The organism is Prevotella sp. AGR2160 (genome assembly GCF_000424185.1).
Classification (GTDB): Bacteria; Bacteroidota; Bacteroidia; order Bacteroidales; family Bacteroidaceae; genus Prevotella.
Genome location: NZ_AUJK01000029.1, coordinates 1 through 16,945, shown reverse-complemented (window position 1 = coordinate 16,945; position 16,945 = coordinate 1). Strand labels below are relative to the sequence as shown.

9 protein-coding genes are annotated in these 16,945 nt (G+C 54.7%); 1 reads left to right on the top strand and 8 read right to left on the bottom strand.

The features are described from left to right. Window positions 1–423: 423 nt before the first annotated feature. The 8 genes from G604_RS0111980 to G604_RS0111945 form a co-directional block, all read right to left on the bottom strand. The gene (locus G604_RS0111980) at window positions 424–2,178 is read right to left on the bottom strand and encodes a GNAT family N-acetyltransferase (protein WP_028910766.1); all 1,755 of its coding nucleotides are present in this window, start codon (window positions 2,176–2,178) and stop codon (window positions 424–426) included. A 311-nt stretch (window positions 2,179–2,489) separates the two neighbouring features. After that, complete coding sequence (locus tag G604_RS0111975; protein WP_028910765.1) at window positions 2,490–4,808, bottom strand: glycoside hydrolase family 3 N-terminal domain-containing protein; 2,319 nt, start codon at window positions 4,806–4,808, stop codon at window positions 2,490–2,492. Window positions 4,809–4,826: 18 nt separating this feature from the next. Further along, window positions 4,827–5,825, bottom strand: coding sequence for a hypothetical protein (locus tag G604_RS0111970; protein ID WP_028910764.1), 999 nt, complete (start codon window positions 5,823–5,825; stop codon window positions 4,827–4,829). A 21-nt stretch (window positions 5,826–5,846) separates the two neighbouring features. Beyond that, window positions 5,847–7,586 (bottom strand): SusD/RagB family nutrient-binding outer membrane lipoprotein, encoded by a 1,740-nt coding sequence (locus tag G604_RS0111965; RefSeq protein ID WP_028910763.1) that lies wholly within the window; start codon window positions 7,584–7,586, stop codon window positions 5,847–5,849. A gap of 16 nt (window positions 7,587–7,602) precedes the next feature. After that, window positions 7,603–10,776, bottom strand: a complete 3,174-nt coding sequence (locus tag G604_RS0111960; protein ID WP_028910762.1) for a SusC/RagA family TonB-linked outer membrane protein — start codon at window positions 10,774–10,776, stop codon at window positions 7,603–7,605. Window positions 10,777–10,800: 24 nt separating this feature from the next. Next, window positions 10,801–11,682 (bottom strand): family 16 glycosylhydrolase, encoded by an 882-nt coding sequence (locus G604_RS14415; protein WP_051220402.1) that lies wholly within the window; start codon window positions 11,680–11,682, stop codon window positions 10,801–10,803. 95 nt (window positions 11,683–11,777) lie between these two features. Continuing rightward, window positions 11,778–15,584 carry a hybrid sensor histidine kinase/response regulator transcription factor gene (locus tag G604_RS0111950; RefSeq protein WP_036905685.1) on the bottom strand — a complete coding sequence of 1,269 codons (3,807 nt, stop codon included), beginning with the start codon at window positions 15,582–15,584 and terminating at the stop codon, window positions 11,778–11,780. Window positions 15,585–15,940: 356 nt separating this feature from the next. Next, window positions 15,941–16,345, bottom strand: a complete 405-nt coding sequence (locus G604_RS0111945) for an Hsp20/alpha crystallin family protein (RefSeq protein WP_231376157.1) — start codon at window positions 16,343–16,345, stop codon at window positions 15,941–15,943. Between the two features lie 365 nt (window positions 16,346–16,710). Here G604_RS0111945 and G604_RS15310 point away from each other — a divergent pair. After that, a partial coding sequence (locus G604_RS15310) for a hypothetical protein (RefSeq protein WP_028910759.1) occupies window positions 16,711–16,945 on the top strand: 235 nt, incomplete at its 3' end.

Genomic DNA, 16,945 nt, shown 5'->3' with positions numbered 1-16,945 from the left:
GATGTCAACTGGCGCAACATCTTGGACACCATAAATAGACAACTTATAACACGTCTGTCTGTCCGCACCGACTCCAAGAAGAGCGGCAAGCCATTATGCAAAGCGTTTTGATTCCTATGAAACTATAGGCGGACTCTTTGGAGAGGTAACAACAGGTACCGCCGAAATGACGATTGTGGACAAGATCTGGAATCTTATAGTTGAGGTCACAGAAATTGCGGAGCAGGTTTCTGCGGACTATATGGAGTTAATGCATGCAGCCATTTCTGGGAACTCACATCTCCATCACATGTTCGTGCATGAATATGCGAAATTAGAAATACAAAAATTCACTTGCGAAAGTTGAGGTCTTGATTTGTGGCAAATATACGAATATTTTCCGAGATTCCCCCATTGCGGGTGAATTATCTATGCTCCATTTTCTCAGTTCATCATCAGCGTCATCACAGGGTGGTAGGCATGGAAGAGGAAGAGGGCGAGCTCACTGATGGTCAGCGAGCGGGCATCGGGGAGCGGACGGTCTGTCTGCCGGCATTGGCCGGCGGCGATATGGAAATAGGTGTTGTTGAGCGCGATGTCCTTGTCGTTGTACACACGGAGGTCCAGCGTCTCGTCGGGATGGAGGGCGGCATAAGACTGCAGGGCCTTGTGGGCATTGATGACACGGAGCATGGCGGGTGCGGCGGGAGAGCCCGTCTCATGGCAGACGCGCAGGGCCTCCTGCGCCGTGGCGAAGGATGCCGCTGTCTGCAGTACGGCACAGGGCTGTTGCCGCTGCCACCGGTCGAAATCGGCGAAGGACATGCTGACGACATCCTCGGGAGAGGCAATGGCATCGACTACCTGCGTATAGCCCATGGTGGCATACCAGTCGAAGAGCCACGGCTCCGCGGGGATGAGGACGGCGAAGACGGTGTCACGATAATATAAGGTGTGGTGGGCCTGACGCATCAGACTGCTGCCGACATGCTGGCGGCGGTAATTGCGGTCGACGGCGACGGCATAGATATAGGCGGCGTTGACTTCCTCCCGGCCCTGGCGGAGCGGATAGGGGATGGCCTGGAGGGCGCCGACGACATGGTTGTCGATCTGACAGACGATGTTCCGCTCATCGGTGAATACCTTACTGAAATAGAGGTTGCGGAAGGCCTCGGCATCATCGAACGTGGCGGCATAGAGCTGCTCCGTCTCCGCCTTGATGCGGTGGACATCCTCGAAGAGGCTCAGCGGTTTCTTCTCCATGATGGAATATTTCTCCAAGAGGATGGCGGGCTTATACGACAGCTTCGCCTTGCGCAGGCCCTCGGCACCGAGATCCTCCTCACGGTTGACGTAGACATACTGCTCGGGGAGGTGGCGCGCGAACTCCTGGTTGATGACGGAGAAGGCTCCCTCATAGCGTGTGTCGGCTTTCTCCACGCAGACATCGAAGGTGTCGTGGGTGATGGGGCAGCCGAAGGTGAAGGCCACGAGGTTGCCGTCGACGAAGAGGCAGCCGCCGAGGCTGTCGAGATAATCCCAGTTGACGAAGGCCCGCGTCATCGCCCGCAGCTCCTCACTGAGCTCGGCATCTTCCTCCTCGTCGGCATCCTGTTTCGTCAGTTGCCGCCATTTCTCCTCGAGGCGCAGACATTCGGGGATGAGGCTCTTCGTCAGCGGCCGGTATTCATAGTCGGGGTAGAGGGCGCGGAACTTGTTGCAGTGGTTGCGCTTGCTCTGCAGGTGCTTGCCGGAGAGCGTGGCGAGTTTCTCACGGAGATAGATATAGTCGAAATAGTCGCGCTCGGGGCGGACTGTGAACGTGTCGGGCATGATCTCCTCGAGGCAGTCGGTCATCGAACCGCTGCAGCCGATGAGCAGGAAGGGATGTCCCATGGCGATGGCGTCGTCACGCATCTGTCGGATGACGGTGGCGGGACAGCTGCTGTCCTCCGGCAGCCGGTAGGTGCCGTCGGCCTGGATGACGGGTTTGGCGATGGGAGCCATATAGGCCAGATGGCGGCCCGTATAGAAGCGGAAGACGAGGAAGTCGTCGACGATGGCGAACTGGGTGTCGTAGAGGAAGCGCCAGCTGATGAGGTTGGCGAAGGAGAGGTCGCAGTTGCGCCCCGTTCCGTTGAGCGTGTAGCGCTGGATGAGCTCCCGGTCGCGCGCGGAGATATCATGAAATCGAATCATAGTCTTGTTGCGATGAGTTTCGGCAACAAAAGTACGAATAATTTTCCGGATTTCTCTTTGTGGGTTGAATTTTTTACAAAAACCTTTTTCAAACAAAAAAAAGGGATTGTCCCCAAGGACAATCCCCTGATTTATTCTAAGAAAGTTGATATCGTTATCTACATCGTAGGCATCGGCATTCTCCCGACCTGCACAACACTCTGCGAGTGTGTCATTCCTGTCTCGTTTTATCAGCAAAATATGATTTTTTTTTCATTTTGCTGCCAACCGTGTCAGTGGGGACTTGATGTTCCGCGCATGGTGGATTGGATTTATCGCTCCGCAGCATACACCCTCGTCTTGTCACACCATACGGAGACGGACTGGTCGGCGACGGAGAAGCGGAACTCACCGGCTTCCAGGCGCCACTGTCCGTCCCAGTCGACGAAGGCGAGGTCGTCGGCGGGAATGTGGAACGTGAAGGTACGTGTCTCGCCGGGCTTGAGGTCTGCCTTCTCGAAGGCACGCAGGCGGCGGCCGTCGGGAGTCATCGACGCCACCACATCACTGCTGTAGACCAGCACGCTCTCCTTGCCTTCCCGGTTGCCCGTATTCGTGACATCCACGGAGAGGGAGATCGTATCACCGGGAATGAAATGATCGTTCTCCACCCTCAGATTACTGTAGGCGAAGGAGGTGTAGCTCATGCCGTAGCCAAACGGCCACTGCTGGGTGATGCGGGCGTTGTAGTCGTAGGCCCCGGCCATTGTCCCCACTTCCTCACTCTTCTTGAAGTCGTAGTTGGCCAGGGAGTTGATCTCCTTCGGATAGGTGATGGGCATTTTCCCGCTGAAATTCTCATCGCCGGAGAGGAGGGCCGCGAGGGCATCACCGCCATAGTTTCCCGGCAGGAAAATGTCGACGACGGCCTTGGCCAGTGGCTCGATATCACTGATGAGGCGCGGACGGCCCTCGTTGAGGATGAGGATGACGGGTTTCCCGCTTTCTGCCAGTTTCTTTACGAGCGTACGCTGACGAGCGGAGAGCGTGAGGTCACTAAGGTTGCCGGGGGTCTCCGTATAGGAGTTCTCGCCGATGCAGGCCACGATGATGTCGGCACTGTCGGCGGCATTCACGGCAGCGGCATAATCGGGTATATTCTCCTCATCATATCTTCCCTTCTCGTCGTAGGTCACGCCCTGTCGCAACAAGACATGGTCCTTGCCGAAGCGGTCGCAGAGGGACTCGTAGATGGTATGATACTTCCCGGCGAAGCGGTCGGTGAGATTTCCTTGCCAAGTATAGCTCCATCCGCCGTCGAGACAGCGCATCTGATTGGCGTTGGGACCTGTAAGGAGGATGCGCGTTCCTTTTTTCAGGGGAAGGATGTGATCGGTATTCTTCAGCAGTACCATACTCTCTACGGCACCACGATAGGACAGTTTGGCAAATTCTTTTCCGCCGAATTTTGGATAATTCTTCAGATTTTCCGTAGGCCGGTCGAAGAGGCCCAACCGGTATTTCATGCGGAGGATACGGCGTACGGCATCATCAATACGGCTCATGGGGATGGCGCCTTCCTGGGCCAACTGTTCAATGAGGTCGACGGCATTGGCGCTATACGGTTCCATGACCATGTCGATACCGGCATTGATGGCGATTCGCAAGGCGTCTTTCTTGTCCTTGGCGACACATTCACGCGTATAGAGGTTGTTGACATCCGCCCAGTCGGTGACGAGGACACCATCCCATGTCATGCCTTCCTTCAGCCATCCCGTGAGCAGTGTCTTGTTGGCATGGACGGGCATGCCGTTGACAGAGGCCGAGTTGACCATCACGCTGAGGGCGCCACTGCGGACACCGGTACGGAAGGGCATGAAATGCTTCTCCCGCAGGTCCGAGGGAGAGATATAGGCTGGTGTGCGGTCCTTGCCTGTCCATGGCACGCCATAGCCGAGGTAGTGCTTCATGCAGGCGGCGATATGGTAGTCATCGATATGATTGGGATCATCACCCTCGAAGCCTTTGACCATCGCACTGCCCATGGCGGCATTCAGGTAGCAGTCCTCACCGAAGTTCTCCCACTGACGGGGCCAGCGGGGATCACGTCCGAGGTCGACGGTAGGACTGTAGGTCCAGGGGATGCTGACGGCACGTGTCTCATAGGCTGTCGCTGCCGCGCAGTCGTGGGCAATGGCACGGTTGAAGGTTGCTGCCACATTGATGTTCTGCGGGAAGAGGGTGCCGTCTTGCGTATAGGTGGAGCCGTGATTCTGGTCGAGGCCATAGAGACAGGGTATGCCGATGAGGCGCATGGAACTCTCTTGGATATCCCGGAGATATTCCTGCCACTGACGGGCTGTCGGCGCCGTCGTGTTCGGCGCGTTGAGGATGGAGCCAATCTGATAACGGCTCAGGATGGAGTCGGTGCGGGCTTTGTCGATGTGGAACACTCCCGCGGCGTCATTCTTGCCGAAGAGGTCGGCGACGAGCTCTACCATCTGTCCGGCCTTCTGGCGCAGGGAGAGACGGGAGAGCATTGCCTCCACCTTCTGTTCAATGGCGGGGTCACGATAAATGGCCGGGGTGCCGGCATGTACCGATGTACATGCGAGCACCAGGGCCATCAGAGAGAGGATTGTATGTTTCATCATAAAAAGTGTAAGTAACTATTCTTCGATAATGCGGTCGACATAGAAGCCGTGGCCGCCGATGAGGAAGCCGTCCTGAGCGCTGATGAGGTCGATGTCCTCCTGCGTGAGCGTCACCTCTATGGAGCCGTCGGCCGTGAGTGTCTGTACGGAAGTACCGGGGAGAACGGTCCACCAACCCGTCATCACCTGCAGCTGATGATAGCTGTCGGCGGTGTTGAGCGAGTAGTTGATCTTCAGGACGGTGCCGGCTTTCATCGTGGCGAAGACATCCTTGCCCAGCAGGTTGAACGTCTTGTGGGCATCACCATCGGGGAGATCCCACGACACGTAGTGATGGCCTTCCCACAGCGTCATCTCGGCAGGAGGCGTCGTCGTCACCTGGATCTTACCACCGCCATACTGCTTGCCGTCCTTGTCGACGAGGACGATGCGGTAGGTGCTGTCGGCAAGGTTGGCGGGAGCTGTGAATTTCAGGGTGGTGCCGTTGGCGGTGACATCCATTGCTGCCTGGCTGCCGATGAGCACACCCGTGATATCACTGATGTTCCGGCAGTCGTGGATCGTTGCCGTAGCGCCGGGAGCCACCCAGCGCTCATAGCTCTTCGTGCCGAGGACGGGGTCGTTGTCGCCCGGTGTTATCGTCAGCGTGACGGTGCGGGAGGTCGACTTGCCCTTTGTTGTTGTGGCGACAATCTTCAGGTTGTAGACACCGGCGAGGATCGGCTGGTCGATGCTGTCGCCCTCATGGATCTGCTCGCCGTCGAGGAACCAGGTCACCGTGGTATAGTTGGCGGGTGTGACAATGACATTGTATTTGAAGTTCTCCGTCGCCTTCCCGTTGAGGGAAAGCGGTGAGCCGTCGTAGACGAGGTCCGTATTGAGGATGCGCGGCGCGTCATCCTCCGTAGCCGTGAAGTAAGGATCATCATCGGAGCAGGAGGTAAGCACTCCGGCCGGCAGAAGCATGCTGAACAGTGCCACTATGGCGGCTATTTGGTTTCTGAAAAGTTTCATACTCATTTTTCTGAATGTTTATTATTTGAAATTACCATCTTTTGTATCCCACCACATCCGCTGGTGCCAGTTGTCGGTGCCACCGAGGCGCTGGATGGCATCCTCGTAGTTGCTCTTGTTGTAACGGGATTCCAGGGATGGGTACTGCAGGCGTACGGGTGTCGAGAGGTTGGCGTCGTCGTAGGTGAAGCCGTCAAAGGTGCTGAGTTTCGTACGGTCCATGAGCACGGGATAGTCGGAACGACGAAGGTTGGCCCACGCCTCGGAAGGATTGGTGAGATGCAGGATCCATGCCTGCGTGTTGATATCCTCCTTCGGATTGCTGCCGAGGTGATGGGTGTCGATGAAAGTGCTGATCTCCTTCTCGCTGATCTTGTTGCTCTTCAGATAGAGGTCGTTGAGCAACTCCATGGACTGGCGAATACCCTTCTCATAATAGTCTTCGGCGCTGCCGCTGACCTTCCAGCCTTTCGTCTTGGCTTCGGCGAGGAGGAAGTTGACCTCCGCGGAGGTGATGAGGATGCCGGGGTTGTCGGGCTGTTCGAAGTCGATGGAGAGGAACGGGCGCATCATGCGTGCCGGCGCATTGTTGGCGTCATATCCTACAGAGGGATTGTTCTTCACCAGGTTGTCCAAGGTAGGTATCTCACTGTTGGCAGGTGCCGACACCCAGTTGTCATACCATGCGGCACCGGGATTACAAGGCGACTCCTCCATGTTGTTACGCTTCAGATAGGCCACGACCTCATCCGTAACATCGATATTGCCATCGCTGCTTGGGGTGATATTGGAGCGTGCCGTGTTGATATAATGACGGCAGATGCGGTAGAGGCGCGGGTCGTTGTTGTCTTTCAGCATGTTGAATAACGTAGAGCAGATGAAGGACGGAGAGGTTGCGTCCTGACCGTAGAGGATCTCGCTGAAGGCATTGACACGGAAGTCATATTTCCGCGCACCCTCATAGAGCGTGAATGGCTTGTTGAGGTATTTCACGTAGGCATCCTCATCGGTAGAGGCGATGAAACCGTCGGGACTGTTGTAGGCTTTCTCAAATTCCTGCTCGGCCTTCTGGGGGTCGACGTCGGAGATACGCATGGCGTAGCGCATACGCAGGGAGTTGGCATATTTCTTCCATTTGCTGATATTTCCCCCGAGGCTCGTCACGTCGCCCGTGATATTGTCGGTGCCCGTGCCGAGCTGTCGCTCACAGGAGTCGAGCTCATCGAAGAAGTAGGAGTAGATGTTCTGCTGTTTGTCATAGCGCGGGTTGGCGATGCCGGCGGTATAAGCCTTGCCGGCCTCCGTTGCCGGGACATCACCATAGATATCCGTCAGCAAGGAGAGGAGGTAGATGCGGTGGATACGCAGGGCGGCATTGACATTAGGCTGGTCGGCCGTCTTCGAGATAGCATCCACGAGGTTCTTGATGGAGATGGAGTAGTAACGGGACCAGGCGAGACTCTCCTGATCGTTGTCGGCATGGACAGACCCGGCATAATTGGTGACATTCCAGCCACCGGCGAACTGCTGCGTGAAGCCGCTGATATAACTGCGGTAGGTATCCATGAGGGAGAAATCGCCGTAGGTCTGCAACAGAGAAGTCGTCAGTTGTGCATTGGGATCAATGGCGGACGCCTTTGAGCCGTCAGTGTTCAACGTCTCCATGGTGTCATCGGAACAGGAAATGCAGGTGAAGGCGGCGACCATGACTCCTATCATCAGATGTAAGATCCGACTATGTTTTTTTAATATCGTTTTCATTTTACTTGTCTTTGAGTTAGAACTTAATATTGACGTTCATGCCGTAGCTGCGGCGGGAGGGCAGAGAGCCATACTCCAGACCGAGACCGGAGGTGTTGTAACCGGAGTCCGGATCGATATTCGGAATGTTCTTCCATACGATGAACGGGTTACGGGCCACGAAAGATACCGTCATGCTCTTGATGACTTTTCCCAGGAGATGCTGCGGGAAGGTGTAGCCGAAGGTGATCTCACGACATTTCACGTAGGAGTTGTCGTAGATGAACATGCTCGGGCAGTTGGTGGCGGCACTCTGCCAGAAGCTCTGCGGGTTGACGGGGATGTCATTCTGACGGTAGGTGCCGTCGCCATTGTCGATGACACCGGGGACGATATATCCCTTGCAGTTGCCAGACTGACGCCACTGGTCGATGGTCATGCCGGCAGCCTGGCGTGCTTCCTCGGAGTCGTACCACTCCTGACGGCCGGCGAGGGTCTCCTTAGCACGGCCCGTGGCGTAGGCGGAGCGCATGGACATTGAGAAGAGGTCGGCGCCAACCTTCACGTCGAAGGAGGCGGAGAGACGGAAGTTCTTATAGGAGAAGGTGGAATAGAAACCGCCCGTCCAGTCCCAGGAGGCATTGCCGAGGGTACGTGTCTTCGAGTCAACTTCCGGCAGACCGGTCTTGGCGTTGATAATCATCTGTCCGTCGGCGGTGCGCTTGAAGTCTGGACCGATGATGGAACCGTATTTCTCGCCGACCTCAGCACCTACGGAGACATTGCACCAGGTGGCCTTCTCAAGCTCGAAATAGTCCATGCCGTCGGTGAGTGATTTCACCTTGTTGACATTCTTGGAGAAGTTCATGCCGAGATCCCATGCAAAATCCTTATACTGTACGGCACGTGCGTTGATGGCCAGTTCGATACCCTTGTTCTGGATCTTTCCCGCATTGATGAGGCGGTAGTCGTAACCGGAGGCGGCGGAAGAGGCGAGTGAGATGATCTGGTCCTTCGACATCTGATTATAATAGGTGAAGTCGACGCCGATGCGGTTGTTCAACAGCTTGGCCTCGAGGCCGAGTTCAAAGGAGTTGGTCATCGTCGGCTTGAGGTCCTTGTTGGGCATCACCGTGTTATTGATATACCCGATGGTATAGCCACTGTAGCTGTACTGGCCTGTCTTGTAGTTAAGGGCGAGCTTGTAAGGATCGGTGTCGCTTCCCACCTTGGCCCAGGAAGCGCGGAGCTTTCCGTAGTTGATGATCTTCTTGTTCTTCAGCAGCTCAGAGAAGACGAAGCTGCCCGACAAGGAAGGATAGACATATACGTTGTGGTTCACCGGCAGCGTCGATGACTTATCGCCGCGGAGGGTGCCCTCAAGATAGTAGGTATGTCGGTAGCCGATGCTGGCATTGCCATAAAGCGAGCTGATCTGCTTCTTATACTGGTCGGGGATGATGCTCTGCTCAGAGTAGTTGGCGATGGAGATGACATTATCCATCTGCTGGCTCAAGCCGAAGAGCGTCGTCGTCTTGTTGCTCACGCGGTAGATATTGCCGCCGAGGGTACCGTTGAAGTCGAAGTCGCCCCAGGAGTTGTTATACAGGGCGAGGAGTTCAGCGTTGATGGTCTTGTTCTCAAACTTGTCGGTCTGCAGCGTACCGGCCATGTTGCCCGGTGTCGTCTTGGCGGAATAGTCCTCGAAATTCATGAAGTTCATGTTCGAACCGATGGTGCCTTGTAGTTTCAAGTGCTTATTGATGTTCCAGATGGCCTTGCCGGTGAGACGGAAGACATCCTTGCCTGAGGTGTTGCGGTTCCTATATAAATCCCAGTAAGGATTGATATTGTACATATCATTGCCGTTCCAGTTGGCATAGGAGCCGTCGGCATTTTCATAGTGGCGCAGCCAGTCCTCGTTGTACGTGCCGGCGAGGGTCATGAGGTTCTTGCCGACATTGCTCTGGGAGTCGCCGAGAGCCGGACGGTTCTTCACATCCTCACGGGTATAGGCCACGTTGAAGTCGAAGTCGACGGGACCTGCCGACGTGGTGACGCGGAGGTTGTAGTTGTCACGGCTCATATGGGTCTTGGGGAGGATATCCTTGTTGCGCATGTCGGTGAAGGAGAAGCGCACACCCGTCTTGCCGCTGCTTACGGAGAGGATGGCGGAGTTCTGCGCCGTCAGGCCCGTGCGGAAAAAGTTTGACGTGTTGTCGGGATACATCAGGAAGGGACGGGTGACACCATCGAAATAGGTCACGCCGAAGTTGTCGGCCTTGGGACCCCAACTGCTGTTCGTGCCCGATGTTGCCGTGGAGGCATACTGGCCGTTGTAGCCCTGGCCGTAGACATTCTGGATGTTATCCCATTTTGCCAACTGCGTGTCGAAGGTCATGGAGCCATTATACTCCACGCTGACTTTCGCCTTGCTGGCTTTCTTCGTCGTGATGAGGATGACACCGTGAGAGGCACGGCTGCCATAGAGGGCGGAGGCGGCGGGACCTTTCAATACGGACATCGACTCGATATCATCGGGATTGATGGCTGAGATGCCGTCACCAAGGTCATAGCCACCGGAAGTACCGGCACTGCCGAAATTCGTATTATCAAGAGGCACGCCATCGACGACATAGAGCGGCTGGTTGTCACCGGCTATCTCCGTATTGCCACGTAGAAGGACACGGGTAGAGCCGGAGGCGCCACCGGCAGTGCCCTGAACGACGAGGCCGGCGACCTTTCCTTCAAGGGAGTTGATGACATTCGTCTCCTTGGCTTTCTGAAGATCGGAGCCCTTGACTTCCGTAAGACCATAGCCGAGGGCCTTGCGGTCGCGCTTGATGCCCAAGGCCGTGACGACGACCTCCTTCAGGTTTTTCGCATCCTCATGGAGGGTCACGGTCATATGAGCTGTGGCTTTGACGGTGATGGTCTTATAACCTACATAACTAATGACGAGTGGGGTCCCGGGCTTCACGTCAAGGGAGAATTTACCGTCGAGATCGGTGACGGTGCCGTCTGTGGATCCCACAGCCTTGATGGTGGCCCCGATAATAGGTTCCGTACCATCGGTGACGATACCTTGAATGGCCGTGGCCTGCTGTGTGATGGCGCTGGCGGCCGTACCGGCATTGGCCTGCTGTAAGGCTCCCAGGGAGAGAAGACCCATACAGACGAGGCGTGTTAGTCTTAGATTGTTTTGATTCATATGCTTTAGTTCTTTTAATGCGGATTAATGACGGTCAGGACAGACAAGATTCTCCTGACCTTTCTCTTGGTATACACGGACGTAGTCGATATACATCTTCGCCTCGCTGCCCTCGTCGGCAAGGGCAGTGATGCCTTCGGGACTCAGAATGCCGGTGAAATCACCGCCGACGGCGAGGTCGAAGAGTATATAAAAAGGTTTATGCATATAAATGTCCGATGTGATACGGGAATCGATACGCTTGTTGATGGCGGCTGTGAAATACGGCTTGTTGGAATGGTCAATATACATTCTTATATAAGTGTCATCCCATGTCATCGTATAGATATGGTATTGGTCGTCACCGGCAAGGGTATAGTCGTAGGCATGCTGTCCCTGGTCGGACCATTGCTGGTGATGCTGCGCGTCTTCGCCCCAGTGGATGGTGCCGCCGACCCAGCGGTCAGACTGTCCGTAACTGATACCGCCATGCTCGCCCATCTCTATGATGTCGATCTCACCGCAGGCAGGCCAGGAGTGAACATCATCATCCTCGCCCATCATCCAGAAGGCGGGCCATAGACCATTGGAGAGGCGCGGCAGTTTGATGCGTGCCTCAATCATGCCATGGGCGAAATAAACTTTCTGACGACTGTTGACACGGCCGGATGTGAAGGCTTTGTCGCCATAATGCTCACGACGAGCCGTGAGGATTAGGTTGCCGTCTTTGACGGTCACATTCTCCTGACGGGGGGTGTAGTACTCCAGTTCATGATTATAAGGGGAAGCAACTGTTTCCACATTCCAGTTCTTCCCCAAGGTGTTGGCGTTGAAATCATCGCTCCACACCAGTTTGTAATTCTGGGCCTTCATGGAAATAGCCGTGAAGAGACTCAGAACCAATACATTGAATAGTTTGCCGTTCATACGTTTTTAGATGATTGTTGTTTCGACGGCAAAGGTACGGGAAAGAAGGTATCAGATGGGTTTGATAGCTGACAGAAAAGGTTTCTAATCTGACATTAACGGTATTTACTCGGTGAAACGCCGAAATGTTTCTTGAATACCGTACTGAAATATTTGGCATTGACGAATCCTGTACGGATGGAAACATCGAGGACGGGAACGCCGTCGCGTAAGAGGGTGGCGGCACGCTCCAGGCGTAGCAGACGGATGAAGTCCTGGGGTGACTGACCTGTGAGCGTCTTCAGACGACCATAGAAAAGGGTACGGCTCATCGCCATCTCCCGGCAGAGGCGGTCGATGGTGAATGTGTTGTCACTGATATGGTCGAGGACCAATTGCGTAGCCTTGGCGACGAACGCCTGGTCCTTGGGGTCAACGGGCTCGGAAGGTGAGGAAGATACGTCCTCTCCGCTGTCCGCTAAAGATGTAGAAGTGGGCGATGCGGCATTCTTTCGCTTTTTCATCGTCTGCCGGGCCTGTTCCATGCTCTTCCGGAGGTAATAGTCGCTCAGTCGGCGGCGGTTGGCGAGGATGGAGGAGATCTTCTCGGCCAGAATATCGGCGTCGAAAGGTTTGGCGATATAATCGTCTGCTCCTTGATGGAGGCCGTCGATCATGAAGTCCTTACCGCTTTTGGCCGTGAGGAGGATCACGGGAAGCCACGCCGTGTCCTTGTTCTCCTTGATACGGCGGCAGAGCTCGTCTCCCTGAATGCCGGGCATCATGATATCGGAGACGACAATATCGCAGACACCATCACGCAGATAGGCTAAGGCAGCCTCGCCATCAGACGCCGTCACCACGTGATAACGTGGTGAGAAAGCCATGCGCATATATTGACGCAGACTTTCATTGTCATCGACGAAGAGCAGCGTATCCTTCCCCTTTTCCTCTCCCGATGTCTCCGTCGTGGCCTGGTGAGGCGACAGCAGGGGCAATGTCACGGTGAACGTGGTACCACGTCCTTCCTCGCTCGTCCAGGAGAGCTCGCCGCCCAGACGAGAGACGAGTTGGCGCGTGATGCGCAGACCGAGGCCATATCCTTTGCCCTTGTCGGCATTGGAAGCGCGGAAAAAGGAGGAGAACAATTGGCGGCGGTCCTGACGGGGAATGCCGATGCCCGTGTCGCAGACGGCAAGGGACAGACGGCCGGCTGCTGCCGTCGCTCTGAGCAGGACGGTACCGCCACGGGGCGTATATTTGATGGCATTGGAGATGAGATTCTCGAATACAAGGTCGAGAATGGTCTTGTCGGCCATCAACAGTAGGTCCTCGTCCGGACTTTCCGTCGTCAGTTGGATACCCTTCTCTGAGGCTACCAAGTCAAAGCGATGCTGCTGTTCATGAAGAATGGCAGAGACGCTGAGCAGCTGCGGATGATCCTCGTGGTGCCCGATGTCCGCTTTTTGGAAGTCCAGCAACCCGGAGATCATCGTCATTAGGCGGTTGCCATTCTCCCGGGCCATTTGCAGAAACTTCCGGCTACGGGCGGAGAGTGTGTCGTCGGCAGCGATATCACGCAAGGGAGCGAGGACGAGGGTCAGCGGTGTACGGATGTTATGAGTTGTATTGATGAAGAAATCGATCTTCTCACGGTCATAGCGCTGGCGCAGTCGACCGCGGTAATAGTCCCAGCCCATATAGACGAGCCATCCTATGAGCAGCAGATAGGCTGTCCAGGCCCATAGCGTGTTCCACCACGGCTCATGGATGGTGATGTGCAGCGTGGCCTCGCCGAGCACCTGCAGACTGCTCTTGCTGACACTCTTCACATGGAGAGTGTAGTCGCCGGGAGGAAGGTTGGCGAAACGGACATCCTGCTGGGGGAAGAGGGCGCTCCACTGGTGGTCAAAACCCTCGAGGAAACACTGATATTCTATGTCGTTGCGGCAACGGTAGTTGATACTTTCGAAAGAAACGGTCAGCGTGTTCTCCTGATGGCTGAGCGTAAGTTCATGCCGACGGAACATCGGATAGAACCTTACGCGCCAGGCACTGTCGACAGGGACGCCCTCTACACGGATATCGGTGATACGCAGTGGCGCCTCATAACTAAGGCCAAGGATCTGCCGGGGATTGATGATGACAGCTCCCTGACAACTGCCGAAAGCCAGCCGACCGCCACGGAGATATGCTGCCGCCATACGCTTGTACTCACACTCGAATCCTTTCACATAGTTGACGAGTCCCACCGTACGTCCATGCAGACAGGCGAGACCACGGTCCGTACCCATCCATAACTGATGACGATCATCCCATATCAGGGAACTGACAACATTTGATGGGAGTCCCTGATGGGTCGTAAGATTCTCCACACGACGGGTGGAGGGATGATAGCAGTACAGACCGCCACCATCCGTGGCAATCCATAGGCGGTCAGGACCGTCGAAGGCGAGGGCGTTGACGAAATAGTTGTAGATGGCTCCGGGATATTGTTCGGGATAAAAGAATCGGGTCTGGCGGCCAGTGGTCTCATTGATGCGGTAACAGCCATGGGTTGTACCGACGATGACGGTGCGGTGATCCGGCGACTCCACCATGCATTGTATCTCCTGTATGGGATATTCTTCCCGACGGGAGCCGGTGACATGGGTCAGCGGACCATCGAGACAACCGATCCACAGTCCACCACGGCTGTCCAGCAAGAGACTGTAGACATAATTAGTCTTCAGGTTTCCTAAAGCGGTGCCATAGATCAGCCGGCCTTCTCCCCCGTTGACGGCATAGACACCATTGCCATAGGTGGCGGCGAGAATGGTGCCCGAAGGCAGGGCACAGAGACTGAGCACTACCTTATTATATAAGGTGTGGGCCCAATGGCCGGTCTTTCCGTCGTAGATGCTGATACCATCATCGGTGGCATACCACAGTCTGCCGTCTGGAGTCATCAGGATATCGTTGACACTGTTGTTGATCAGACTTTGGGAATTGAGATATTCATGACGGACGAAAGAAAAGTCATTGCCCGTGGGACAGGCAAGGTCTATACCACCCGTATAACTGGCAATCCATAGGTTGCCCGTATGGTCCCGGAGGAGACAGTAGACGCCATTGCCCTGAAGACTGTTGTCGGGCCGTCCGTCGGTGTTGAGCAACGGAAGGGCCTTATGGGTTGGGAAATCATAGCTATAGACTCCCGCGCCGTCGATGCCGAAGAGCAGCGTGCGATGGTCCCAGACAATTAGGGCCCGTACCGGCATTTGCGGGACAGCCTCCAAACCGACAACTGGCACCGGCCGGAAGGTATCGCTGCGATAAACCTTCACGCCATCGTGGAACGTACCCAGCCATATCAGATGTCGGGCGCGGTCCTCATACATGGATAGAACGGCGGCGTCGGACGTCACCTTTCTGACTTGGGCTCCTCGGAGGAGATAGACGCCGTCGGCAGCGCCAATGGTCAGGCCCATAGACAGTGACTCCACATCGTAGAGATAATGGCCACGAAGCAATAGCGAGGCTCTTCCTTCCCGACACACACGACAGAGTCCGCGGTCGGTAGCCACCCACAGAGTTCCACGGTGATCGAGGGCTGCGGCATTGACTATCCATGAGCCACCCATAAGACTGGCGAGGTTATATCGGAGTACAAATGTTTCGAGGAAAGGGCTGTAGGTATAAATATGTCCCTTGTTGTCATAGGCATAGAGGTCACCCTGCGGCGTATGGAAGAGACGGATCGTCAGTCCGCTGGCGTCACAATAGCGCAGGCTCTCCGAGAGGCGGTAGTTCTTCACCGTCTGGCCATTATACCGATCCACACCGGCCTTCGTGGCTATCCAAATCGCCCCGTCCCGTCCCTCGACGACGGAATAGGTACGGGCGCTCGACAAGCCCTCAGCAGTGTTGATGTTCGCCGTCATGAATAGACTGCGCCGTAATGTCGCTGTTGATGCCGCCCAGCTCCTTCCCCCGGTCAGAAGGATGAGGAAGACAATATAAAAAAAGATGAATGCCCTACGCACGTTGATTAAGTTTACCGTGCAAAGATACTAAAAAATATAAAAATAGGGGAAATATTGAGATTAAAAAGTTTAATGGAAGTATGCGAATCTCGGAAGACAAAAAACTGTAACGGGGTCTTTATATTATTATTGGCCAGAAAGAGGTCGTTGAATAGCCGGTAAAGGGAAATCCAGATGATTAATTTTTGAAGAAATAAAAAAAAGGATTGCCCTCGTGGACAATCCCCTGATTTATTCTAAGAAAGTTGATATCGTTATGCGACCTCAATCTTCTTGGTCTCTTTCTCTGCCTTATGAGTGCGAGGAAGCGTTACATGCAGCACACCATTCTCAACTTTTGCTGCGATCTTGTCTTTCTCAACATCGTCAGGCAGCGAGAGTGCCTGTTCGTAATTGCTGTAGGAGAACTCGCGGCGCAGATAGTGCTCCTTCTTGTTCTCGTCCTTCTTGTTCTCCTTGTGTTCCATCTTGATAATCAGATTACCATCATTGTCAACGTTCACCTTGAAGTCCTCCTTCGTAGTGCCCGGGGCAGCCAACTCTACATCGTAGGCATCGGCATTCTCCTTGACGTTGATAGCGGGCGCCGTAGCGTTCACGCGCGGCATCCAGTTGGTGTTCAACATATCATCGAAATCATTATCCAACCAAGAATTCATATCACTCAACATTGGTAACATCATAAAGCAAACCTCCTAATTATGTTTTAAACCTTTGTTTATCCTCAGCCTGTCCATCGTCCTCCGGACGCCTTGCGTTGTCCTTCGTCCGACTTCCGAACTTCACCCGTGATATTGCAACAAGCGTGCCCACGTGCACAGCCGCCCTCGCGTGTGCCATTTCTGTCTTGTTTTGTCAGCAAAGTATAATTTTTTTTCATTTTGCTGCCAAGAGTGACATATATGAAGAGCTCTTTGATAGCATCCCCACGTGGAGTGAAGGTATGTAAGCGTATCCGCGATGCAGCCTTGTGTGGATCATTTTGATTCATTATCTTTGCGGCGATAAATCAAACCGTAATGTTATGACAGCAGCAGAACGCTATGAACAAGTATGGAATAAGTTCCTTGTGGCATTGAAGAAGGACCCTTCTTCATGCCTGTCCTCACTTCAAGTAAAATACCACATCAACCGCCGCGGCATGTGCAAGTGGATGAAGGAGCATTCTGTCTCCGTAAGAGAGGCGAAACGGCAGGTACTCGTAGACCAAAAGACTTCGCCGAAGAAACAGACCTGTTTCTCTTCGGAAGCCTCGTCTC

Excerpts from the sequence above, each read along its gene's own strand:
- G604_RS0111975 (WP_028910765.1), bottom strand. The coding sequence starts at position 4,808 with ATGAAACATACAATCCTCTCTCTGATGGCCCTGGTGCTCGCATGTACA.
- G604_RS0111960 (WP_028910762.1), bottom strand. The coding sequence starts at position 10,776 with ATGAATCAAAACAATCTAAGACTAACACGCCTCGTCTGTATGGGTCTT.
- G604_RS0111965 (WP_028910763.1), bottom strand. The coding sequence starts at position 7,586 with ATGAAAACGATATTAAAAAAACATAGTCGGATCTTACATCTGATGATA.
- G604_RS14415 (WP_051220402.1), bottom strand. The coding sequence starts at position 11,682 with ATGAACGGCAAACTATTCAATGTATTGGTTCTGAGTCTCTTCACGGCT.
- G604_RS0111970 (WP_028910764.1), bottom strand. The coding sequence starts at position 5,825 with ATGAAACTTTTCAGAAACCAAATAGCCGCCATAGTGGCACTGTTCAGC.
- G604_RS0111950 (WP_036905685.1), bottom strand. The coding sequence starts at position 15,584 with ATGACGGCGAACATCAACACTGCTGAGGGCTTGTCGAGCGCCCGTACC.
- G604_RS0111945 (WP_231376157.1), bottom strand. The coding sequence starts at position 16,345 with ATGAATTCTTGGTTGGATAATGATTTCGATGATATGTTGAACACCAAC.
- G604_RS0111980 (WP_028910766.1), bottom strand. The coding sequence starts at position 2,178 with ATGATTCGATTTCATGATATCTCCGCGCGCGACCGGGAGCTCATCCAG.